The organism is Streptomyces capillispiralis (genome assembly GCF_007829875.1).
In the GTDB taxonomy this organism is placed as follows: domain Bacteria; phylum Actinomycetota; class Actinomycetes; order Streptomycetales; family Streptomycetaceae; genus Streptomyces; species Streptomyces capillispiralis.
Window position 1 is genome coordinate 1830059 of sequence record NZ_VIWV01000001.1, and the last position, 22022, is coordinate 1852080.

At 73.4% G+C, this 22022-nt stretch carries 19 protein-coding genes and 1 pseudogene; 13 read left to right on the forward strand and 7 right to left on the reverse strand.

All coding sequences use genetic code 11. The features are described from left to right. Positions 1-101 precede the first annotated feature (101 nt). From FHX78_RS07420 to FHX78_RS07460, 10 genes and pseudogenes are all read left to right on the forward strand, one after another. Positions 102-1133: a phytanoyl-CoA dioxygenase family protein gene (locus tag FHX78_RS07420; protein ID WP_145866665.1), complete on the forward strand. Its 1032-nt coding sequence runs from the start codon at positions 102-104 to the stop codon at positions 1131-1133. Beyond that, the gene (locus tag FHX78_RS07425; protein ID WP_229923965.1) at positions 1130-2461 is read left to right on the forward strand and encodes a DUF6271 family protein; all 1332 of its coding nucleotides are present in this window, start codon (positions 1130-1132) and stop codon (positions 2459-2461) included. The genes FHX78_RS07420 and FHX78_RS07425 overlap by 4 nt, the downstream gene beginning before the upstream one ends. Further along, a pseudogene (locus FHX78_RS07430) lies at positions 2458-3621 on the forward strand (type III PLP-dependent enzyme); the annotation flags it as partial. The gene FHX78_RS07425 and the pseudogene FHX78_RS07430, both read left to right, overlap by 4 nt. Before the next feature lie 15 nt (positions 3622-3636). Beyond that, positions 3637-4155: a GNAT family N-acetyltransferase gene (locus tag FHX78_RS37360; protein ID WP_229923975.1), complete on the forward strand. Its 519-nt coding sequence runs from the start codon at positions 3637-3639 to the stop codon at positions 4153-4155. A 6-nt stretch (positions 4156-4161) separates the two neighbouring features. After that, on the forward strand, positions 4162-5364 hold the full coding sequence (locus FHX78_RS07435) for an MFS transporter (RefSeq protein WP_145866667.1): 1203 nt from the start codon (positions 4162-4164) through the stop codon (positions 5362-5364). 36 nt (positions 5365-5400) lie between these two features. After that, positions 5401-6030, forward strand: coding sequence for a DUF4291 domain-containing protein (locus tag FHX78_RS07440; RefSeq protein ID WP_145866668.1), 630 nt, complete (start codon positions 5401-5403; stop codon positions 6028-6030). Positions 6031-6272: 242 nt separating this feature from the next. Then, on the forward strand, positions 6273-6788 hold the full coding sequence (locus FHX78_RS07445; RefSeq protein WP_145866669.1) for a toxin-antitoxin system HicB family antitoxin: 516 nt from the start codon (positions 6273-6275) through the stop codon (positions 6786-6788). An 84-nt stretch (positions 6789-6872) separates the two neighbouring features. Then, positions 6873-7709, forward strand: coding sequence for a DUF4097 family beta strand repeat-containing protein (locus tag FHX78_RS07450; protein WP_145866670.1), 837 nt, complete (start codon positions 6873-6875; stop codon positions 7707-7709). 64 nt (positions 7710-7773) lie between these two features. Next, positions 7774-8757 (forward strand): ATP-binding cassette domain-containing protein, encoded by a 984-nt coding sequence (locus tag FHX78_RS07455; protein WP_145866671.1) that lies wholly within the window; start codon positions 7774-7776, stop codon positions 8755-8757. Beyond that, positions 8754-9542 (forward strand): ABC transporter permease, encoded by a 789-nt coding sequence (locus FHX78_RS07460; protein ID WP_145866672.1) that lies wholly within the window; start codon positions 8754-8756, stop codon positions 9540-9542. The genes FHX78_RS07455 and FHX78_RS07460 overlap by 4 nt, the downstream gene beginning before the upstream one ends. 84 nt (positions 9543-9626) lie before the next feature. On the opposite strand, the gene FHX78_RS07465 is transcribed toward FHX78_RS07460, so the two are convergent. The 4 genes from FHX78_RS07465 to FHX78_RS07480 all read right to left on the reverse strand — a co-directional run bounded on the left by FHX78_RS07465 (position 9627) and on the right by FHX78_RS07480 (position 13965). Continuing rightward, positions 9627-11045 (reverse strand): Nramp family divalent metal transporter, encoded by a 1419-nt coding sequence (locus FHX78_RS07465; RefSeq protein ID WP_145866673.1) that lies wholly within the window; start codon positions 11043-11045, stop codon positions 9627-9629. Between the two features lie 96 nt (positions 11046-11141). Then, positions 11142-12101 carry a phosphoglycerate dehydrogenase gene (locus FHX78_RS07470; RefSeq protein WP_145866674.1) on the reverse strand — a complete coding sequence of 320 codons (960 nt, stop codon included), beginning with the start codon at positions 12099-12101 and terminating at the stop codon, positions 11142-11144. Then, positions 12098-12877, reverse strand: a complete 780-nt coding sequence (locus FHX78_RS07475) for an HpcH/HpaI aldolase family protein (protein ID WP_145866675.1) — start codon at positions 12875-12877, stop codon at positions 12098-12100. The genes FHX78_RS07470 and FHX78_RS07475 overlap by 4 nt, the downstream gene beginning before the upstream one ends. Before the next feature lie 50 nt (positions 12878-12927). Next, on the reverse strand, positions 12928-13965 hold the full coding sequence (locus FHX78_RS07480; RefSeq protein WP_373313038.1) for an aldo/keto reductase: 1038 nt from the start codon (positions 13963-13965) through the stop codon (positions 12928-12930). 301 nt (positions 13966-14266) lie between these two features. Between FHX78_RS07480 and FHX78_RS07485 the strand changes: the two genes are divergently transcribed. The 3 genes from FHX78_RS07485 to FHX78_RS07495 are packed head-to-tail and all read left to right on the forward strand — an operon-like array spanning position 14267 to position 17536. Next, entirely contained in the window at positions 14267-15703 is a 1437-nt protein-coding gene (locus FHX78_RS07485) for a four-carbon acid sugar kinase family protein (protein ID WP_229923967.1), read from the forward strand. Then, a complete protein-coding gene (gene pdxA, locus FHX78_RS07490) occupies positions 15700-16704 on the forward strand; it encodes a 4-hydroxythreonine-4-phosphate dehydrogenase PdxA (protein WP_145866676.1) in 1005 nt (334 codons plus the stop codon). Before FHX78_RS07485 ends, pdxA begins: the two co-directional genes overlap by 4 nt. Before the next feature lie 25 nt (positions 16705-16729). Continuing rightward, entirely contained in the window at positions 16730-17536 is an 807-nt protein-coding gene (locus tag FHX78_RS07495) for a DeoR/GlpR family DNA-binding transcription regulator (RefSeq protein ID WP_145866677.1), read from the forward strand. A 55-nt stretch (positions 17537-17591) separates the two neighbouring features. On the opposite strand, the gene kdpC is transcribed toward FHX78_RS07495, so the two are convergent. Genes kdpC through kdpA form a run of 3 tightly spaced genes read right to left on the reverse strand, consistent with a single transcriptional unit; the run spans position 17592 to position 22021 of the window. Then, positions 17592-18224, reverse strand: coding sequence for a K(+)-transporting ATPase subunit C (gene kdpC / locus FHX78_RS07500; protein WP_145866678.1), 633 nt, complete (start codon positions 18222-18224; stop codon positions 17592-17594). Between the two features lie 6 nt (positions 18225-18230). Further along, entirely contained in the window at positions 18231-20360 is a 2130-nt protein-coding gene (gene kdpB, locus FHX78_RS07505) for a potassium-transporting ATPase subunit KdpB (protein WP_145866679.1), read from the reverse strand. Then, positions 20360-22021: a potassium-transporting ATPase subunit KdpA gene (gene kdpA, locus FHX78_RS07510; protein ID WP_145866680.1), complete on the reverse strand. Its 1662-nt coding sequence runs from the start codon at positions 22019-22021 to the stop codon at positions 20360-20362. The genes kdpB and kdpA overlap by 1 nt, the downstream gene beginning before the upstream one ends. Between the last annotated feature and the right edge of the window lies 1 nt (position 22022).

A 22022-nucleotide genomic window follows, 5' to 3' on the forward strand; every position in this document is an offset into this window, starting at 1 on the left:
TCCTTCTCCTCCCTTCCGTCCGTCCTTCCTTCCTTCTGTCCTTCCGTCCTTCCGTCCTTCTGTCCGCATGCCGTGAGTGAGCCCGATCTCCGGAGTACCGCATGACGACGAACCACCGCTTTTTACACCGCGCCGCCTCCGAGCGCCCCTACTTCAGCGCCGACGGGGAGACCTACCTCGCCGAGACCCAGTTGCGGCACCTGCGCAAGGACCTGCCCCTGCGGGTGCTCTCCGAGGAGCAGTTCGCCTCCTGGCAGAACCACGGCTACGTGGTGGTCCCCGAGGCGATCTCCCCCGACGCGGCCAAGCTGCTGCTGGAGTTCGCCTGGGAGTTCCAGGGCCTCGACCCGCAGCGCCCCGACACCTGGTACCCGGAGCGCGTCTTCCGCTCGGACCTCGACCGGGACCTGTTCGTCTACGGCTTCGTCGAGGCGTACCACCACCAGCTGATGTGGGACAGCCGGCAGAGCCGACGCGTCTACGACGCCTTCGTGGACGTGTGGGACTGCGAGGAGCTCTGGGTCACCCTGGACCGCCTCAACCTCAATCCGCCCAATGTGGGGAACCGTTCGCGCTCGTTCATCGAGCCGACGGACGAGGGCTTCGACATCGAGCTGCACTGGGACGTGGACACCACGGCGAGTGTGCCGCCGCAGCGGGTGCAGGGCATCATCGCGCTCACCGACACGGAGGCGGACCACGGCGGCTTCCAGTGCTCCCCGGAGCTGTTCCGCCGGTTCGAGGAGTGGAAGGTCGCCCAGCCCGTCGGCCGGGACCCGATCCGGCCCGGGACCGACCGCGCGGAGTTCCCCGTGATCCGGCCCCGGCTCAAGGCCGGTGACCTGCTGATCTTCAACGGGATGCTGGCGCACGGCGTGGCCCCCAACACCTCCGCCGACGGGGTGCGGGCGGTGCAGTACCTGTCGATGATGCCCGCGCTGGAGGAGCACGAGGAGCTGCGCCGCTCCCGGGTGGAGTCCTGGCGCACGCTCGGCACCCCGGAGTGGAACGCGACGCTGCTCGGCGACGCGGTCCGGCACGAGTCCCTGCGGTACGGCACCGCCGAACTCGACGACCTGGGCCGCCGCCTGCTCGGTCTCACGCCCTGGCACGGGCCCGAGCGGACACGATGAGACGGGGAACCGACGTGCACCGGATATGCCTGACGCTCCCGACCAACCGGGAGTGCTCCGCGACCATCACGGCCGTCGCCGCCGAAGCCGACCACGCGGCACGGCACTTCGACGTCGAGGTGCATCTGCTGATCCTCGACTCCTCCGACGAGGCGACCCTCGCCGCGCACGCCCGGACGGTCGCCGCACTGCCCGGGGCGCCGCACGTGGTGGTGCACCACCTCGACGAGTCCGCGCAGCGGGACTTCCTGCGCGCCGCGATCGCACGGGCCGCGCTGCCCGATCCGGAGCGGGTGCTCGGCCTGATGCTCCCGGACGCGGTCTCCTACGGCGCCTGCACCAACCGCGCCTTCCTGATCGCGGCGGCGCTGGGCTGCCGCTCGGTGCACCGCCGGGACTCCGACTCGCGCTACCAGCTGTTCGACGGCGAACCGGTCTACCCGGTCCACCACGAGCTGACCTCCCTGGGCAGGCGGGCCGCGGACGCCGCCGCCGGGGTGTCGGAGGTGGTCCTCGACCCGGCGGTCGCGCACCGCCCGGTGTCGATGGTCGGCGCCTCCTTCATCGGGGAACTCTCCGTCGACATCGGCGGCATCCAGGAGCTCGACAAGGAGGTCTACGACGAGGTCGTCGGCCTGTGGGCGCCCGGCCACTGGTCGGACGAGCAGCGGCGGGGCCTGGCCGAGGAGTCCTTCAAGGGCGCCGGGCTGCTGCCCTTCGCGGGTGACCACGCGACGCTGACGGTGGTCGACCCGATGCGTGTCGACATGTGCAACATCGCGTTCCTCGGGGACGTGTACGAGCGGCTGCCGCTGCCGCCCGCCACCGCGACCATCGGCAGCGACTACTTCCTCATCCACGCCGTGCACGACGCCGCGCTGCCCGGTGTGCTGCACAACCGGCACATCGAGAACTACTACACCGGGGAGCGCCGCACCCACGCCGGCTTCCTGGCGTACCAGACGCGGTTCGTGAAGTTCCTGCTGTCGATGCTGTACTTCCACTTCGTCTACGACCGGATGGCCGAGGCGGGCGCCGGGCTGCTGGACGGCGACGGGCGGCTGGACCCCGCGCCGTTCGCCGCGTTCCTCGCCGAGAGCGTGGGGCTGGACCGCACGGAGAACGAGCGCCGGCTGGACACGGTCGAGGCCGCGTACCGGCGGCTGGGCGGGAGGTACGCCGAGTTCGCGCGCGCCGTGGCGGCGGACCGGCAGCGCCTGCTGGACGGGGCCGCGCGCGACACCGAGGACTTCGTGCTGCTCATCGGGGCCTGGCGGGCCCTGGTGGACGCGAGCCGGGACGCCGGGCCGCGGAGCGCCCTCCGGTGAGGCCGTCCCTGCGCGCCGCTCTCGCGGCCGCCACCGAGGACGCGCTCGTCTACGACCTGGACGGGATCGCCGGCCGGTACGACGCGCTGACCGCTGAACTGCCGGGCGTCGACGTGCGGTTCGCCATGAAGGCGTGTCCCGTGGAGGAGGTCCTGGCCTGCCTGGCGGGCCGGGGCGCCGGCTTCGACGCGGCGAGTCCCCGGGAGGTCGCCCGGGCACTGGCGACCGGTGTGCCCGCGCGGCGGATCCACTACGGCAACACCGTCAAGTCCGACCGGAACATCGCGCAGGCGTACCGGCTCGGCGTCCGCGACTTCGCCACCGACAGCGTGGAGGACGTGGCCGCGCTCGCCGGACACGCCCCCGGGTCACGGGTGTTCTGCCGCCTGGCGACCAGCGGCGAGGGGGCGCTGTGGGGACTGAGCCGCAAGTTCGGGTGCTCGGTGGACGACGCCGTACGGGTCCTGGAGGCCGCGCGGGACGCGGGGCTGGTGCCCGCGGGGCTGTCGGTGCACGTCGGCTCGCAGCAGATGACCACCGAGGCGTGGCAGCAGGTCTTCGCGACCCTGGCCGACGCGCTGACGGCGCTGCACGGCCGCGGGATCGTGCCGGACCACGTCAACCTGGGCGGCGGGCTGCCGGCGCTCGGCTACGTCGACCGCCGGGGCAGGCGGCTGGAACCGCCGCTGGACAAGATCTTCGCCGTGCTGCGCGAGGGCATGGAACGGCTGGCGGACCTCTCCCCCCGTCCCCTGGACTTCGTCCTGGAGCCGGGGCGCCATCTGGTCGCCGACCAGGGCGCGGTCCGGGCGCACGTGTCCCGGCTGACGTCCCGCCGGCAGCCGGACGGGGAGCGCGCGTACTGGCTGTACCTGAGCTGCGGCAAGTTCAACGGCCTGTACGAGATGGACGAGGTGCAGTACCCGCTCGTCTTCCCCTCCCACCCGGACGTCTCCGACGACGACCTGGTCCCCGCCGTCGTCGCGGGTCCCACCTGCGACAGCGACGACGCCTACGCCCACGAACACCGCCGGGTGCGCGTGCCGAGGGCCCTCGTGTCGGGCGACCCGGTGTGGGTGCTGTCCAGCGGCGCCTACGCCGCCAGCTACATGACCGAGGGGTTCAACGGCTTCGCCCCGCTCCCCCGGGTCTGCGTCCGCGGTGACGCCCCGGACGTGCGCGTCCGCACCGTCGCCGAGGACGACTGGCCGCGCATCGCCGCCCTGGAGGCCGAGGTGTACGCGCCGGCCTCGCTGTCCGAGGGGATCGAGGCGCTGCGCTCCCGGGGCCGGGCCTCCCCGTCGACCTGCTTCGTGCTGGAGACCGGCGGCCGCGTCGCCGGGTACGTGCTCGCCCTGCCCTACCCGCGCTTCCGCTCCCCGGACCTGGCCCGGCCGGAGGAGGGGACCTTCGACTCGCGCAACCTGCACCTGCACGATCTGGTGATCGCCGGCGACCTGCGCGGCCGGGGGCTGGGCAGCAGGCTGCTGCGGCACCTCACGGCGACGGCGGAGCGGTCGTCCTTCGAGCGGATCTCCCTGGTCGCCGTGGGCGGGACGGAGAGCTTCTGGGCCGGGCACGGCTACCGGCCCGACCCGGGCGCGCACCTCCCCGGGGGGTACGGCGACGGCGCCGTCTACATGTCCTGCCCGGTCCAGTCCCACCGCCACGGCGGCCCGGAAGAAGGGTCCTGACACCTGATGCTGCCCACCCTCGGCGACTTCCGCCGCGACCAACTGGCCACCGCCGCCCTGTTCTTCTTCCTCGGCTTCCAGTACGCCACCTGGGCCTCCCGGCTGCCCGCCCTGAAGTCCCGCTTCGGCCTCGGGGAGACCCAGCTGGGTCTGCTGCTGATGATCTGCGGGGTCGGGGCAGCGGTGGCCTTCCCGCTGATCGCCCACCTGATGCGCCGGCTGGGCTCGCGGCGGCTGGCGCTCTGGTCCGCGCTGGGCCTGGTGGCGGTGCTGCCGGCGCTGTCGGCGGCCGGGGGTTACCCGCTCGTGCTGCTGGTGATCTTCCTCGACGGTGTGGCCGTCGGCTGTCTGAACGTCGCCATGAACGCGCAGGGGGCCGCCCTGGAGTCCCGGCACGGGCGGGCCGCGATGGCCCAGTTGCACGCGTCGTTCAGCGCGGGGTCGCTCGGGGGCGCGCTGCTGGCCTCCGGCATGAACACGGTCACGCACTCCCTGACCGCGCACTTCACGGTGGCGGCGGTGCTGTCGGTGCTGCTGCTCGCCGGTGCGCGGACCCGGCTGTCGGCCGACGACCCGGCGGCTCCCGGACCCGGGGAGGAACAGGCCGCGCAGAGGAAGAAGGGCCCCGGGATCCTGAACGGCGCTTCCCGCGCGGCTGTGGTGCTGGGCTGCGCCATGGTGTTCGGCACGGTCACCGAGGGCGCCATGAACGACTGGTCGGCGCTGTACCTGACGGAGGAGACGGGTGCCTCGGGGCAACTGGCGCCGCTGGGCATCGCCGTCGTCTCGGTGATGATGGTGCTGGCCCGCCTGGTGGGCGACGGCTGGCGCAACCGCTGGGGCGACGCGCGCATGGTGCGGGTGGGCAGCACGGTGGCGGGGACGGGCCTCGCCCTCGCCCTGCTGACGGGCGGCACCTGGCCCGCGCTCATCGGCTTCGCCTGCGTCGGCCTGGGCATGGCGACGGTGACCCCCTGCCTCTACGTCGCCGCCGCCGCTCAGGGCCCGAACGCCCTCGCCCTGGTCGCCGCCATGGGCACCACCGGCCTCCTCGCCGGCCCGGCGCTGATCGGCTTCGTCGCCGGGTACGCGGACCTGACGGTCGGCATGGCGGTGGTCGCGGCGTCCGCCGTGCTGGTGGCGGTGTGCGCGCGGTGGATCAGCTGGACGGAACGGACGAGCGGGGCCTCGGTCGCCTCGGGGGCGTGACCCCGGCCCGGCGACGGGCCGCTCCCCGGTAATTCGATGGCGCACGCGAGGACGGGTGACCACTCTGATCCGGTGACAGAACCCACGTACCGGATCAGAGCCCTGCACACGGACCGCACGATCACCGTCTACCAGGCGTACGCGCCGGCGATCGGCCTGGCGGCGGCCCGGGACGGCCGCTTCCCGGCGGAGTGGAAGCGGGACCGGATGACGTGGATCAAGCCGTCGTTCCTGTGGATGATGCACCGCTGCGGGTGGGGCGGCAAGGAAGGGCAGGAGACGGTCCTCGCCGTCGAGATCACCCGGGACGGTTTCGAGTGGGCGCTGCGCCGCGCCTGTCTGTCCCACTACGAGCGGGGACTCCACACCGACCGCGCCACGTGGCAGCGCCTGTTGAGGCGAGCTCCCGCCCGCGTGCAGTGGGACCCCGAACGCGACCTGCGCCTCCAGCCGCTGGCCCACCGTTCGCTCCAGCTCGGCCTCACCGGCGAAGCCGCACAGCGCTACGCCGACGAGTGGATCGTCTCCATCGCCGACGTCACACCGCTGGCCCGGGCGGTCCACGCCCATGTGCGGGACGGAGAGCCGGACCTCGCCCGGCAGCTCCTGCCGCGCGAGCGGCCCTACCCCGTGAGCGGGGACGCCCTGGCCCACCTGCACCGGTAGGCCGGCGCCACGCCGGACGCCGTATGGCGCCACCTGACACCGTCCCGCACCATCAGGTGCCACGTGGCGCCACTGCGGCGCCATTCCGTGCCATCGAGAGCGGATACCGGCGTCTGGGATCGCACCGCACCACCCGAATCCCCGCACGTTTCCGCAGCTCAGGGCGGTTGAGGACCAGTTCGACACCCCCGAGACGCCAAGAGGGCTTGCATGTGGCGCCACGATGGTGCCATGATGGCGTCATGGACCTCACCCCGTATGTCGACACCCTCCGCCGCGAGCTCGCGGTGGCCGCCGAGGCCGGCGGCGAGGACGCCCGTGAGCTGGCCGAGCGGCTGACCGCCCCCCTGGAGTCGGCGGCCCGGCTGACCATGCTGCACGTGCTCTCCGCCGCGATGGACGAGATCACCCGCGAACTCGCCCCCGGCTCGGTCGACGTACGGCTGCGCGGGCTCGACCCCGACTTCGTCGTGACACCGCCGCCCGTCGACGGCGGTGCGCACACCGAGCCGCAGGCCGCGCCCGTCGAACCGTTCAGGGCCCCGGCGGAGGGCGACGAGGGCGGCACCGCCCGCGTCAACCTGCGCCTGCCGGCCCACCTCAAGGCCCGGGCCGAGGAGGCCGCGAGCCGCGAGGGCCTGTCGGTCAACGCCTGGCTGGTGCGCGCCGTGTCGGCCGCGGTCGACGGCGGCACCAGGCCGCGGCCGGCGGAGAAGACCCGCACCGTCGGACAGAGCTTCACGGGCTGGGTGCGCTGACCGCGCCCCACCCGCACCACTCCACCCACCACATCACGTCCCCACCTGCGGGGACGCCCCAAGACCCCGGAGGACGGGACAGCCATGCCTTCTTTCGACACCCCCGAACCGATCTCGGCCACGACCCACGTGGAGGCCGGATCCCTGCAGTTCACCGCGGGCGACCGCGCCGACACCGTGGTCGAGGTGCGGCCCCGCGACCCGAAGAAGGACCTGGACGTGCGGACGGCCGACCAGACCGAGGTCACGTACACGAGCGGCGTACTGACCGTCAGGACGCCCAAGCCCAACCTGTTCGGCCGCACCGGCGTCGTCGACGTGACGGTCGAACTGCCCACGGGCTCGCACATCGACATGACCGGTGCCTGGACCCAGGTGCTCGGCGAGGGCCGGCTCGGCGACGTCCGCGTGAAGACCTCGTCCGGCGACGTCCGCCTCGACACGACCGGCCCGCTGCGGCTGACCGCCTCGCACGGCTCCATCACCGTGGACCGGGTCGAGGGCAGGGCGGAGATCACCACCAGCTCCGGCAGCCTGCGCGTCGGCGTCGTCGACGGCCCCGCCGTCCTGAAGAACTCGCACGGCACCACGACCGTCGACGCCGCGACCGGCGAGCTGCGGGTGAGCGGCGCCAACGGCGACATCGAGATCCGGCGCGCCGAGGACTCGGTCACCGCCACCACCGCCCACGGCACCCTGCGCGTCGGCGAAGTGGCGCGTGGCACCGTGCAGTTGGAGACCAACTACGGCGCCATCGAGGTCGGTGTCCGCGAGGGCACGGCCGCCTGGCTGGACGTCGACTCGGGCTCGGGGCAGGTGCGCAACGCCCTCACCGCGTCCGGCACCCCGGAGCAGACCGAGGACACCGTCGAGGTCCGCGCCCGCACCCGGCACGGCAACATCGACATCCGCCGCGCCTGAGCGCCCGCATCGCCGAAGCGACCCCACCTCCCACACCCCCTCAGCCCTTCCACCGGAGGACCCCATGCCTCTTTCTGTCATGCCCATGCCCGCACACGGGGCGTCGTCCGCCGCCGTCTCCGCCCTCGGACTGCGCAAGTCCTACGGCGACCGGACCGTCCTCGACGGCGTCGACCTGACCGTCCCCGCCGGATCGGTGTTCGCCTTACTCGGGCCGAACGGCGCCGGCAAGACCACCACCGTCAAGATCCTCTCCACCCTCGTCACCGCCGACGGCGGGCAGGCCCGGGTCGCGGGGCACGACCTCGCCACCGACCCGCAGGCGGTGCGCGCCGCGATCGGTGTCACCGGTCAGTTCTCCGCCGTGGACGGGCTGATCACCGGCGAGGAGAACATGCTCCTCATGGCCGACCTGCACCACCTGTCCAAACGGGAGGGGCGGCGCGTGGCGGCCGGGCTGCTGGAGCGCTTCGACCTCACCGAGGCCGCGCGGAAGCCCGCCTCCACCTACTCGGGCGGCATGAGGCGCCGCCTCGACATCGCCATGACCCTCGTCGGCAGCCCGGAGGTGATCTTCCTCGACGAGCCGACCACCGGTCTCGACCCGCGCAGCCGCCACAGCGTGTGGGAGATCGTCCGTGAGCTGGTCTCCGCCGGCACGACCGTCCTGCTCACCACCCAGTACCTGGAGGAGGCCGACGAACTCGCCGACCGCATCGCGGTCCTCGACGACGGAAGGATCGTCGCCGAGGGCACCGCCGAGGAGCTGAAGCGGATCGTCCCGGGCGGGCACGTCCGGCTCCGCTTCAGCGACCCGGCCGCCTACCGGTCCGCCGCCTCCGCCCTGCGCGAGGCCGGCCGGCACGACGACTCCCTCACCCTCCAGGTGCCCAGCGACGGCAGCCAGCGCGAACTGCGCTCCCTGCTCGACTGGCTGGACGCGGCCGGCGTCGAGGCCGACGAGCTGACCGTGCACACCCCCGACCTCGACGACGTCTTCTTCGCCCTCACCGACCGGACCCACCAGACCGAGGAGACCGCCCGATGAGCTCCCTCTCCCTCGCCGTACGCGACTCGCACACGATGCTGCGCCGCAACCTCCTGCACGCCCGGCGCTATCCGTCCCTCACCCTGAACGTGCTGCTCACCCCGGTCATGCTGCTACTGCTCTTCGTCTACGTCTTCGGCGACGTGATGAGCGCCGGCATCGGCGGCGAGGCGGACCGCTCCGCGTACATCGCCTACCTGGTCCCCGGCATCCTGCTGATGACCATCGGCGGCACCACGATCGGCAGTGCCGTCTCCGTGGCGATGGACATGTCCGAGGGCGTCATCGCCCGCTTCCGCACCATGGCGATCCACCGCGGGTCGGTGCTCATCGGGCACGTCGCCGGCAGCGTGCTGCAGTGTGTGCTGAGCGTGGTCCTCGTGGGGGCCGTCGCCGTGGCGATCGGGTTCCGGACCACGGACGCCACCGTCCTGGAGTGGATCCTGGCGGTCGGCCTCCTCACCCTGGTCTCCCTGGCGCTCACCTGGATCGCGGTCGGGATGGGCCTGTCGGGCCCCAACGCGGAGGCGGCGAGCAACAGCGCGCTGCCGCTGATGATCCTGCCGCTGCTGTCCAGCGCCTTCGTGCCGGTCGACGCGATGCCGGGCTGGTTCCGGCCGTTCGCCGAGTACCAGCCGTTCACCCCCGCCATCGAGACCCTGCGCGGACTGCTCCTCGGCACCGGGATCGGCCACAACGGATGGCTCGCCGTGGCCTGGTGCCTGGGGCTGGCCGCCCTGGGGTACGTCTGGTCCCGCTCGCTGTTCGACCGCGACCCGAAGTAGCGCCCGCGCACGAATTGGGGGCGGCGTACACCGACACCACGTCGGTGTACGCCGCCCCGTCGGCGCGTCCGCGGGGGGCGTCGGCTACTCCGGCACCGCGCCCAGCGTCTTGAGCACGCCGTACACGCCGACGCACAGGATGGCGACGCTGCTCAGGACGAGCGCGGCGGTCAGCCACGGGTTGCCGCGGAAGCGCTTGGGCACTCCGGTGTGGCGCAGCCGCCAGACCGCGACGACCACGGCGAGCAGGAAGACGCCGCCGCCGATGCCGCCGATCTGCACCATCAGCACGGGCGACTGCATCCACAGGAAGAAGCAGGTCCACAGCAGCGGCAGGCACCAGGTGAGGATGCGGATGGTGCGGGTGCGGGCGCGGACGTCGCTCCAGTCGATGACGCCGAGCAGGCCGAGCGTGTTGGTCCACAGCCGGGGGACGGAGGCCGTGGAGCCGATGAGGGTGGAGAAGAGGACGGCGAAGGCGCCGACGAGGAACAAGTACTCGGCCCAGGGGCCCATCGTGTCCGTGTAGATGCGGGACAGCGTGGTGATCATCTCGTTGCCCTCGGGCACCAGTCCCTGCGGGTGGAGGACGGCCGCGCCGATGACGTAGAAGGACAGGGTGCACAGCACGCAGACGGCGAGGCCGGTCAGGGCGTCCAGGCGCATCACCTTGATCCAGCCCTCGGCGCGGCGGGCCCGCTCCTCGCTGCCGTCGTCGGGACCGGTCCAGCGGGCGTAGCCCTTCTCCATGCACCAGTAGGTGTACGTCGTCATCTCGTCGGCGCCGACACCGGTGATGCCGAACACGGCCAGGGCGATGCCGACGGTGCCGGCCGGGATCTCGAAGCCGAAGCCGCTGCCCAGTTCGCTGCCGCCGTAGCCGAACTGGGTGCCGGGCAGGCCGACCGCGAGGCTGACGGTGACCAGGGTGAACACCACGACGGAGACCAGGCAGGCGCGTTCCACCAGGCTGTACTTGCCGGACTGCAGCAGCAGGATCGCGGCGACGGTGACGACGACGGCCCACAGCGCCAGGGAGCCCCAGCTCAGCGGTTCGCCGATGATCGGCCACAGCACCGAACAGGCCGCCGCCGTACCGCCGATGATGCCTCCGCGCTGGAACATCTTGGCGAAGTCCATGCCGATCCAGAGCCAGTTGATCCAGCTCAGCCGGCCGATGCGCGGGCCGACCTCGCGGTAGCCCTCCAGTGCGGTGCGCCCGTTGAGGATGGTCCACTGGGCCAGTTCCATCTGGACCCAGACCTTGACCGCGGTGGAGACGATCACGAGCCACAGCAGCGCGAAGCCGGCCTGGGCGCCGAGCGCGGTGGTGGTGATCAGCTCCCCGGAGCCGACGACGGCGGCCGACAGCACGAAGCCGGGGCCGAGATGGCGGATCCGGTCCCGGAAGGCCGTCGGCGCGGGACGGGCGTCCTCGGGGCGCAGGGCGTACGGATCGGCCTGCGCGTGCTCCGCCGCTGGGGCGGTGGCGGTGGTCGACATGGCGGTGTTCCTTTGCTTGTTCCGGCGCCGTCGCCGGAGCGGAAGGCAGTGAGGGCGGGAGAAGGCAATGGGGGGTGACGTGGGTGGGGGCCGGGGTCAGCCGGCCGCGTGGTGCGGGGGCTCGCCGGCGAGGACGCGCAGGACGTCCTCGGCGACCATCAGGCCCATCGCGCGGTTGGCCTCCGGGGTGCAGGCGGCCATGTGGGAGGTGAGGGTCAGCCGGGGTGCGGCGCGCAGGACGTGGCCGTCGGGAAGGGGTTCGACGGCGAAGGCGTCGAGCGCGGCCGCGGCCAGGTGCCCGGAGTGCAGGGCGGCGGCGAGGGCGGTGTCGTCGATCAGGCCGCCACGGGCGGCGTTGACGAGGATCGCGCCGGGTTTCATCGCCGCCAGCCGGGCGGCGTCCAGCAGCGGCTGCCCGGCGGGCGGCAGGTGCAGGGTGACGACGTCGGCGCGGGCGAGGAGGGCGTCGAGCGCGGCGGGTTCGGCGTCGGCCGCGGTGACCGCGTCGTCGGGGACGTACGGGTCGTGGGCGAGGACGTGCATGCCGAAGGCGCGCGCGTAGCCGGCGACCAGCCGGCCGATCCGGCCGAAGCCGACGACGCCGATCGTCCTGCCGTGGAGTTCGGGACCGAAGAGCTTGGGCCAGGCGCCTTCGGTGACGGCGGTGTGGGAGGCGCTGATCCGGCGGGCGGCGTCGAGCACCATCCCGAAGGTGAATTCCGCGACGGCCCGGGAGTTGGAGCCGGGCGCGAACACGACGGGGATGCCGCGCTCGCGGGCGGCGGCGACGTCGATGGTGTCGGTGCCGACGCCGTGCTTGGCGATGACCTTCAGGCGCGGGGCGGCGTCCATGACCTCGGCGGTGACCGGGTCCATGCCGGCGATGAGCGCGTCGGCGCCGGTGATGCGCTCCAGCAGTTCGGCGTGCGGCAGGGCGCGGTCGTCGTACGGGCGGACCGGGCCCGCGCCGCCGTCGGCGAGCAGGGTCCAGGGGTCACTGGAGTGCCGCGCGAAGGTGGGGGTGGTGATGAGGGTGGTGCGGGCCGGAGTGCTCATGCCCGGTCCTCCCCGCGGGCGGCGGCCAGGTGGGCGGTGGCGACCTGCTGGAGGTGGACCACGTCGGCGGCGACGGAGGCGAAGGTGAAGCCCTCGTCGAGCCGGCGGGCGGCGCTCGCGCCGTCGCCGTTGTGGATCCCGGCGGCGATGCCGGCGGCCTCGGCGGCCTCGCGGATGCGGGTGAGGGCGTGCTCGAACTCCTCGGCGACGTCCGGGTCGGTGGAGGTCCTGCCGCCGATGGCCAGGCGCAGGTCGGACGGGCCGACGTAGATGCCGTCGAGGCCCGGGACGGCGCAGATCTCCTCGACGTTGGCGAGCCCGTCGGCGGTCTCGATCATGGCGAGGACGGCGGTCTGCTCGTGGGTGTCGGCCGGGTTCGGTCCGATGCGCAGCTGGGCGCGCATCGGGCCGTAGGAGCGGCGGCCGTGCGGCGGGTAGCGGACGGCGGCGACCGCGTCGGCCGCGTCCCGCGCGGTGTCGACGAGCGGCACGATGACGGCGGCGGCGCCCGCGTCGAGCGCGCGGCCGATGTACGTGGGGTCGTTGGCCTCGACGCGGACCATGCCGACGGCGGTGGAGCCGCGGGTGTCGGTGGCGATGAGGTTGTTGAGCAGGCCCTGGTAGCCGAAGAGGCCGTGCTGGGCGTCGAAGGCCAGGTAGTCGTAGCCGAGGCGGGCCAGTCGCTCGGCGGCGACGGGCGAGTCGAGCAGCGACCAGTAGCCGATGAGGCGCTGACGGTCGCGCAGTGCGGCGGTGAAGTGCGCGGCGGTGGTCATGAGGGGTCTCCGGACTGCTGGGGTGTGCGGGTGCGGGCGGCCGTACGGGGTCAGCGGTTGTAGGCGGGCATCGGGCCGCGCAGCGTGGCGCCGACGGCGTCGCAGGCGGCGGTCACGTCCGCGGGCAGCGGGCCGGCCTGGGCGGCGGCGATGTTGGCCCGCAGGTGTTCCGGCCGGGAGCCGCCGAGCAGCAGCGCGTCGGTGGAGGGGCGGTCCAGCAGCCAGCGCAGGGCGAGTTCGGTGAGCGGCAGGCCCGCTTCGTCGGCGATCGCGGTGAGCTGGGCGACGGCGGCGAAGAGGTCCTCGTTCCAGTAGCGCTCCCGGTACATCGCGGCGAGCTTGGAGTCGCCGAAGCGGCCGGTGGCGGGGTCGGCCTCGAAGCGGTGCCGGCCGGTGAGCAGGCCGCCGCCGAGCGGGTTGTAGACCATGGTGCGCAGTCCGCTGACGGCCGCGTACTCGACGTACTCCTCCTCGACGCGGCGGGCGAGCAGGTTGTGCAGCTGCTGGGCGACGACCGGGCGCGGGGCGCCGGTCTCGTCGGCGGCGCGGGTCAGCTCGGCGATCTGCCAGGCGGCGAAGTTGGAGACGCCGAGCGCGCGGATCTTCCCCTCCGCGACGAACTCGGCGACGGCTCCCAGGGTCTCGGCGAGCGGCGTACGGCGGTCTGGCTGGTGCAGGTAGAAGAGGTCGACGTGGTCGGTGCCGAGCCGCTGGAGGCTGCCGTCGAGGGCGGCGCGCAGGCCGGCCGGGGAGAGCGGGGCGTGCTCGCCCTGGTCGGGGTGCGGGATGCCGGCCTTGGTGGCGAGCACGATCCGGTCGCGGCGGCCGGGCAGCAGCTCGGCGAGGATGCGCTCGCTCTCGCCGCCCGCGTAGCCGTTGGCCGTGTCCACTCCGGTGAGCCCGGCGTCGAGGGCGGTGTCCAGCATGGCGGCGGCGCCCGCGCGGTCCACGGTGTCGCCGAACGTCATGGTGCCCAGGACCAGCCGGGACAGCGGCACGGGGACGTGCGGGAGCTCGATTCCCTGCGGGCTTCCCTGCGGGCCTCCCTGCGGGCTTTCGTGCGGGCCGGGGCGGGTGCCGGTGCTCACGAGCGGTTCCTTCCGGTACGGGTGCCGTGCTGCCGTCGTGCCGTCCGGGGAGCGGCGGTGCGGGGCGACGTGCTTCTCGGTGGTTCTCGGTGGTGCGGGGTGTCTTCAGGTGCTGCTCGGTGGTGCGGGGTGTCCCTGGTCTCTCTCGGTGGAGGAACGCTCGCACGAACTGCGCGTTACGCGCAAGAGTCTCGCGCGAATCACGCAAGCTATGCCATCATCGGAGCACTGCGGGCGCCCCGACGAGGGGACGCCGCGCGGCCCGTGCACGCCGGTGCCGGGCTCTGTGGAGGAGGTTCGCGTGTGCCGTCGGGACGACACCTCGGTCGTTGCGCTCGCCGATGACCTGTCGGGCGCGGCGGAGGTCGCCGCGCTGCTCCGGCTGCCCTCGCGGCTCCTGCTGCACCCCGCCGACCTCGCGGTCTCCGGCGTCCCCGGGGAGTGTCCGGTGGTGGACCTGGATTCGCGCTACCTCGGCGACGCCGCCGCGGCCGAGGCCGTACGGGCCGCGCTGGCCGGGGCGGGCGCGGCCGACGGGACGCCCGCCGACGGGCACCGCGGCGCAGCCGGCGCACCGGCGGACGGACCGGAGCGGCCCGGTGCGGAGCCCGCCCGCTCCGGTGCGCACGAGCCCGGAAGCCGCGCGTTTCGCGCAGTCAACTCCCTCCGGGGGGAGGGCCGTACGCTCTGGTACAAGAAGTGCGACTCGCTGCTGCGCGGACCGGTGGGCGCCGAGGCCGCGGCCTTCGCGGAGGGGGCCGGGGTCGTGGTGATCGCGACCGCCCTGCCCGCCGCACGGCGCGTGGTGCGCGGCGGCACGGTCCTGGCCGACGGGGTGCCGCTGCACGAGCACCCGGCCTGGCGGGCCGAGGAGCGCCCCGCGCCCCGGTCGGTCGCCGAGGCCCTGGCACCGCTGCCCACCGCCGACGTACCGCTCGACACCGTCCGTCAGGGGCCCATCGCACTCGCCGGACGGTTCCGGGAGGTGGCGGCGCTCGGGCGGCACCCCGTGTGCGACGCGGAGACCGACACCGACCTGACGGTGATCGCCGCCGCCGCGGCCCTGCTCGGCCCGGACACCCGGCTCCTGGGCAGCGGTGGTCTGGCCGCCGCCCTCGGCCGCCGGCTCGGCTCCCCCGCGCCGGGGCCCGCGCGGCACTCACCCGCGCCGGGGCCCGCGCGGCACTCACCCGCGCCGCCCGTGCGGTCCGAGCCGCCGCTGCTCGTCGTGGCGGGGAGCGCGGAACCCGGAGTGGTCGAGCAGGTGGCGCGGCTGGTCGCGGCGGGGGCACAGCATGTGGCACTGTCGCCCGGCCTCTTGGCCGGGCCGGACCCCGTCGCCCTGCCCGAGCCCGCCCCCGGCACGGTCACCGTGGTGTCCGTCGACGGGTCCGGTGGTGTGCGGCCCGGTTCCGCGCGCCGCATCGTCGCCGGACTGGCGCGCACCGTGTCGGCGCTGCCCGGCCGTCCCGACCTCGTCCTGACCGGGGGCGAGACGGCCCGCCGGGTCCTCGACGCGATCGGCGTCACCACGCTGTGGCCGGCCGGCGAGATCCACCACGGCGCCGTGCACAGCCGGACCGCGGACGGCCGCTCGGTCGTCACCCGCCCCGGGAGCTTCGGCGGCCCGGACTCGTTCCTCCGTATCGCGGCGGCGCTCCGCCCCCGCCTCCTGTCCTCGCCCCCGCCGCCGGCCTCCGCCGCCACGGCACCCTCTCAGCAAGGAGTCACCCAGTGAACGCGCAGCAGCCCCTCCCCCTCATCGGTGTCACCATGGGCGACGGCGCCGGTATCGGGCCCGAGGTGATCGTTCCCGCGGTGCTGGACGCCGCGACCCTCGGCCGCTGCCGGCCGGTGGTGATCGGTGACGCCGCACGGCTGCGGGAAGCGGCCCGGATCCTCGGGACCGACTGCGAGATCGTGACCGTCGAGGCGCCGGCCGCGGCCGAGTCCGTACCGGGCCGGATCAACGTCATCGACCTCGGTCTGCTGCCCGCGGACCTGCCCTGGGGCGTGCTGTCCACCGAGGCGGGCAACGCCGCCTACGAGTACATCCGGCTGGCCGCCCGGCTGGCCCTCGCGGGCGAGATCGACGGCATCTGCACCGCGCCCCTCAACAAGGAGGCGCTGCACGCCGCCGGGCACGTCTTCCCCGGGCACACCGAACTGCTCGCCCACTTCACCGGGGTGGAGGAGGTGTCGATGATGCTGTCCACCGAGAAGGTGAAGGTCATCCACGTCACCACGCACATCGGTCTGATCGACGCCGTCAACCGGATCGAGCCCGGCCTGGTCGAGCGGACCGTGCGCCGCGGCCACGAGGCGATGGTCCGGGCGGGGGTGCCCGAACCGGTCATCGGCGTGTGCGGCATCAACCCGCACGCGGGCGAGAACGGCCTGTTCGGGTACGGCGAGGAGGAGGAGAAGATCGTCCCGGCGCTGGAGACGGTGCGCCGCGACGGCATCGACGCCCGCGGCCCGCTCCCCGCCGACACGGCCTTCTTCCTGGCCTCCCGGGGCGACTACGACCTCATCGTGGCGATGTACCACGACCAGGGGCACGGCCCGGTGAAGGTGCTCGGCATCGAGGCGGGCGTCAACCTCACCGTCGGCCTGCCGGTGATCCGCACCTCCGTCGACCACGGCACCGCCTTCGACATCGCCGGTACCGGCAAGGCCGAGGCCGGTAGCATGATCGAGGCGCTGCGGCAGGCCGCCGAGATGTCCACCGCCCGCTGAACCGACGTACCGCGAAGGACACTTGATGCCGCCCAACGGATCCCAGGCTCGGCGCGAGGAGATCCTCCGACTCGCCACCACCACCGGCCTGGCCAGCGTCGAGGAGCTGTCACGGCACTTCGGCGTGACCGCCTCCACCATCCGCCGTGACCTCGCCCGGCTCACCGCGGACGGCCGGCTCGCCCGCACCTACGGCGGGGCGATGGCGCTGACCGCGCATCCGGAGGCGTCGCTGCGCCAGCGCACCACGGAGGCGTACGCGCAGAAGCGGGCGATAGCCCGCTGGGCGGCGGCACAGGTCCAGCCGGGCGAGACGGTCCTGCTGGACGCCGGGTCGACGGTCGGGGCGCTGGCGCACGAGCTGCGCACGGCGCGGGACCTGACCGTCGCCACCACCGGTCTGACCGCGCTGCACGAGCTGGCCGACGTGGAATCCGTCCACGTGGAGTGCCTCGGCGGGACGCTGCGCCCGCTCAGCCAGGCCTTCGTCGGCCCGCTGACCGAGGCGGCGCTGGAGCGGATGACGTTCGACCGGGTCTTCCTGTCCGCGGACGGGGTGACGGCGGACGGCGGGATCTGCGAGGCGGACCTGCGCCAGACCCGCCTCAAGGAGCTGATGGCCCGCCGGGCCGCCCACGTCTACGTCCTGGCCCACGCGGCGAAACTGGGCCGGGCCCCGTTCCACGCGTGGGCCACGCTGCCGTCCGGCTGGACGCTGGTCACGGACACCGCGGCGACGGACGCCGACGTGGCGGCGTTCACCGCGCGCGGTACGCGGGTGGTGCTGGCGGAGCCGGCGGACGAACCGGCGCCGGCGGCGGGCGAGGACTGAGGGGCGGTCCCGCGCGGGGCGGCACCGGCCCCCTCCTCCCGGGAGCCGGAGGCCGTCACCCGTGCCGCACGAGGTCCCCGAGGGCGATGTTGAGTGCGAGGACGTTCACGCGGGGTTCGCCCAGGAAGCCCAGGGTCCGGCCCTCCACGTGGTCCTCGACCAGCTGCTCCACCCGGGCGACGGGCAGGCCGTTGCGCGCGGCGACGCGGTGGACCTGGAGCCGCGCGTAGGCCGGGGAGATGTGCGGGTCGAGGCCGGAGCCGGAGGAGGTGACCGCGTCGGCGGGGACCTGCGAGGCCCTGACCGGATGGCCGGGCACCGAGTTCTCCTCGACGACCCGCGCCTTCGCCTCCTGCACCCACCGGAGCAGCTCCGGGTCGTCGGCGGAACGGTTGGTCGCGCCGGACAGGAGCAGCCGGTACCGCGTGTTGGCCGAGTTCTCCCCCAGCCCCCGGGCCGGGCGGGGCTGGAAGTGGTCCAGGCCGAAGCCCTGCTGGCCGATCAGGGAGGAGCCGACGACCGTGCCGTGCGCCTCGATCCGCGATCCGTTCGCCTCGTCGTGAAAGAGCGCCTGCGCCGCACCGGTGACGGCCAGCGGATAGAGGACGCCGGTGAGAAGGGTCAGGGCGAGCAGCGCGCGCAGTCCCGCGCCCAGCGGCCGGCCGGTGGTGCGGAGGAAGTCGTTCATGGTCCTTCACCCGATCCCGGGGATCGAAGAGACGATCAGGTCGATGAGCTTGATGCCGGCGAAGGGGGCGATCAGCCCGCCGAGGCCGTAGACGGTGAGGTTGCGGCGCAGCATCCGGTCGGCGCCGACCGGCCGGTAGCGCACGCCCTTCAGGGCCAGCGGCACCAGGGCGACGATGACCAGGGCGTTGAAGACGACGGCCGAGAGGATCGCGGAGTCCGGTGAGGACAGCCGCATGACGTTCAGCCTGTCCAGGCCCGGGTGGACGGTGGCGAACAGCGCCGGGATGATCGCGAAGTACTTGGCGACGTCGTTGGCGAGGGAGAACGTCGTCAAGGCGCCCCGGGTGATGAGCAGTTGCTTGCCGATCCCGACGATCTCGATCAGCTTGGTCGGGTCGGAGTCGAGGTCGACCATGTTGCCGGCCTCCTTGGCGGCCGACGTCCCGGTGTTCATGGCCACGCCGACGTCGGCCTGTGCGAGCGCGGGGGCGTCGTTGGTGCCGTCGCCGGTCATCGCGACCAGCTTGCCGCCCGCCTGCTCCTGTTTGATCAGGGCCAGTTTGTCCTCGGGAGTGGCCTCGGCGAGGAAGTCGTCGACGCCGGCCTCTTGCGCGATAGCCCCGGCCGTCAGCGGGTTGTCACCGGTGATCATGACGGTTCTGATGCCCATGCGGCGCAGCTCGTCGAACCGCTCCCGCATCCCCTGCTTGACGACGTCCTTGAGGTGGACGACGCCGAGGACGCGGGCGCCGCCGGTGTCCTCGACGGCGACCAGCAACGGGGTGCCGCCCGTCGCGGAGACACGGGCGACGATCCGGTCCGCGTCCGCGGCGACCGTGCCGCCCCGCTCCCTCACCCAGGCGGTGACCGAACCGGCCGCCCCCTTGCGCACCTTGCGGCCGTCCACGTCCACCCCGGACATCCGGGTCCGCGCGCCGAAGGCGATCCACCGGGCGCCGCTCAGCTCGTCCCGGTGCCGCTCCGGCAGCCCGTACGCCTCCTGGGCGAGGACGACGACGGAACGGCCCTCCGGCGTCTCGTCGGCCAGCGACGACAGCTGCGCGGCGTCCGCCACCTCGGTCTCCGTGACGCCTCGCACCGGCACGAACTCGGAGGCCCGGCGGTTGCCGAGGGTGATGGTGCCGGTCTTGTCCAGCAGCAGCGTGGAGACGTCGCCGGCGGCCTCGACCGCACGGCCCGACACGGCCAGCACGTTGCGCCGCACCAGACGGTCCATGCCCGCGATGCCGATCGCGGGGAGCAGGGCGCCGATGGTGGTCGGGATCAGGCACACCAGCAGGGCGACCAGCACCACCAGGGACAGCCGGGTGCCGGCGTGGTCGGCGAAGACCGGCAGTGTGGCGCAGGCCAGCAGGAAGACGACGGTCAGCGACGCCAGCAGGATGTTCAGCGCGACCTCGTTGGGCGTCTTCTGCCGGGCGGCTCCCTCCACCAGCCCGATCATCCGGTCGATGAAGGTCTCACCGGGCTTCGTCGTGATCCTGACGACGATGCGGTCGGAGAGGACCTTGGTGCCGCCGGTGACCGCCGAGCGGTCGCCGCCGGATTCGCGGATGACCGGCGCCGACTCACCGGTGATGGCCGACTCGTCCACCGCCGCGACCCCCTCGACGACGTCGCCGTCGCCGGGGATCACGTCCCCGGCCTCGCAGACCACACGGTCACCGATGCGCAGCCCGGTGCCGGGGACCCGCTCCTGCGAGCCGTCGTCGCGCAGCCGGCGGGCGACCGTGCCGGACGTGGCCCGGCGCAGGGTGTCGGCCTGCGCCTTGCCCCGCCCCTCGGCGACCGCCTCGGCGAGGTTGGCGAAGAGCACCGTCAGCCAGAGCCAGGCGCTGATCGTCCAGCCGAACCCGTCACCGGGTTCCGTCAGGGAGAACACGGTGGTCAGCACGGCCCCGGCCCACACCACGAACATCACGGGCGACCTGGCCATCACCCGCGGATCGAGTCCGCGGAACGCGTCCGGCAGCGCCCCGGCCAGGTGCCGGGGGGCGAAGAGGCCGGCCGCGGTGCGCGGTGGGGAGGGCCGGCGGCCGGTGCGGGCGTCGCCGTGCGGTGCGCGCCCGGTGGTGGACGGGGAGTCCTGCGGCTTCTGTGTACGGGTGGTCATCACGCCAGTCCTTCGGCGAGCGGGCCCAGGGCGAGGGCGGGGAAGTAGGTGAGTCCGGCGACGATCAGGACGGCGCCCGCCAACAGGCCGGAGAACAGCGGTTTGTCGGTGCGCAGGGTGCCCGCGGTGACGGGGACCGGCCGCTGCCCGGCGAGCGATCCGGCCAGAGCCAGGACGAAGACCATGGGCAGGAAGCGGCCGAGCAGCATCGCGAGTCCGGTCGTGGTGTTGTACCAGTCGGTGTCGGCGTTCAGGCCGGCGAAGGCCGAGCCGTTGTTCTGGGCGGCGGACGTGAAGGCGTAGAGCACCTCGGAGAAGCCGTGCGCGCCGGAGTTGAGCACCGAGTGCGGTGGTGTCGGCAGAGCCAGGGAGGCGGCGGTGAGCACCAGCACCAGCGCCGGGGTGATCAGGAGGTAGCAGGCGGCGAGCTTCATCTCCCGCGGGCCGATCCTCTTCCCCAGGTACTCGGGGGTGCGGCCGACCATCAGGCCGGCGACGAACACCGCGACGACCGCCATCACCAGCATGCCGTAGAGGCCGGAGCCCACGCCCCCGGGCGCGACCTCGCCCAGCATCATGCCGAGCAGGGTGATCCCGCCGCCCAGGCCGGTGAGGGAGGAGTGGGAGGCGTCCACCGCGCCGGTCGAGGTGAGCGTCGTCGACACCGCGAAGACCGACGAGCCGCCGATGCCGAAGCGCACCTCCTTGCCCTCCATCGCACCGCCCGCGGCCTGCGGGACGGGGCCGTGGTGGGCGAACTCGGTCCACATCATCAGGGCCACGAAGCCCAGCCAGATGGTGACCATCGTGGCGAGGACGGCGTGGCCCTGTCTGACCGAGCCGACCATCACGCCGAAGGTGCGGGTCAGCGAGAAGGGGATGACGAGGATCAGGAAGATCTCGAAGAGGTTGGTGAAGGGCGTCGGGTTCTCGTACGGGTGGGCGCTGTTGGCGTTGAAGTAGCCGCCGCCGTTGGTGCCCAGCACCTTGATGGCCTCCTGGGAGGCGACCGCGCCGCCGTTCCACTGCCGGGCGCCGCCCGTGAACTGGCCCACCTCGTGGATCCCCGAGAAGTTCTGCACGACACCGCAGGCGACCAGCACCAGGGCGGCGACGGTCGCGGCGGGCAGCAGGATCCGCACGGTGCCGCGCACCAGGTCGGTCCAGAAGTTGCCGAGTTCACCGGTGCGGGAGCGGGCGAAGCCGCGCACCAGCGCGACGGCCACCGCCATGCCGACGGCCGCGGAGAGGAAGTTCTGCACGGCCAGCCCGGCGGTCTGGACGACGTGCCCCATGGTCTGTTCACCGGCGTACGACTGCCAGTTGGTGTTGGTCACGAAGGACACGGCCGTGTTGAACGACTGCGCCGGGCCGACCGCGCCGAAGCCGAGGGATCCGGGCAGGACGCCCTGCGTCCGTTGCAGCAGGTACAGGAGGAGGACACCGGCGGCCGAGAAGGCGAGGACCCCGCGCAGATAGGCGGGCCAGGTCAGCTCGGCGTCGGGGTCGGCACCGATGCCCCGGTAGATCCACCTCTCCACCCGCAGATGCCGGCGGGAGGAATAGACCCGGGCCATGTAGGCGCCGGCGGGGGCATGGACGAGGGCCAGCGCGCCCGTCAGGGCGAGGAGTTGGAGCACGCCGGCGAGTACGGGACCCATC

Coding starts and splice junctions, on each gene's coding strand:
- FHX78_RS07470 (WP_145866674.1), bottom strand. CDS start 12,101: ATGAGCACTCCGGCCCGCACCACCCTCATCACCACCCCCACCTTCGCG.
- FHX78_RS07495 (WP_145866677.1), top strand. CDS start 16,730: ATGCCGCCCAACGGATCCCAGGCTCGGCGCGAGGAGATCCTCCGACTC.
- FHX78_RS07435 (WP_145866667.1), top strand. CDS start 4,162: ATGCTGCCCACCCTCGGCGACTTCCGCCGCGACCAACTGGCCACCGCC.
- kdpC (WP_145866678.1), bottom strand. CDS start 18,224: ATGAACGACTTCCTCCGCACCACCGGCCGGCCGCTGGGCGCGGGACTG.
- FHX78_RS07475 (WP_145866675.1), bottom strand. CDS start 12,877: ATGACCACCGCCGCGCACTTCACCGCCGCACTGCGCGACCGTCAGCGC.
- kdpB (WP_145866679.1), bottom strand. CDS start 20,360: ATGACCACCCGTACACAGAAGCCGCAGGACTCCCCGTCCACCACCGGG.
- FHX78_RS07465 (WP_145866673.1), bottom strand. CDS start 11,045: ATGTCGACCACCGCCACCGCCCCAGCGGCGGAGCACGCGCAGGCCGAT.
- FHX78_RS07440 (WP_145866668.1), top strand. CDS start 5,401: ATGGCGCACGCGAGGACGGGTGACCACTCTGATCCGGTGACAGAACCC.
- kdpA (WP_145866680.1), bottom strand. CDS start 22,021: ATGGGTCCCGTACTCGCCGGCGTGCTCCAACTCCTCGCCCTGACGGGC.
- FHX78_RS07460 (WP_145866672.1), top strand. CDS start 8,754: ATGAGCTCCCTCTCCCTCGCCGTACGCGACTCGCACACGATGCTGCGC.
- FHX78_RS07425 (WP_229923965.1), top strand. CDS start 1,130: ATGAGACGGGGAACCGACGTGCACCGGATATGCCTGACGCTCCCGACC.
- FHX78_RS07420 (WP_145866665.1), top strand. CDS start 102: ATGACGACGAACCACCGCTTTTTACACCGCGCCGCCTCCGAGCGCCCC.
- FHX78_RS07450 (WP_145866670.1), top strand. CDS start 6,873: ATGCCTTCTTTCGACACCCCCGAACCGATCTCGGCCACGACCCACGTG.
- FHX78_RS07455 (WP_145866671.1), top strand. CDS start 7,774: ATGCCTCTTTCTGTCATGCCCATGCCCGCACACGGGGCGTCGTCCGCC.
- FHX78_RS07445 (WP_145866669.1), top strand. CDS start 6,273: ATGGACCTCACCCCGTATGTCGACACCCTCCGCCGCGAGCTCGCGGTG.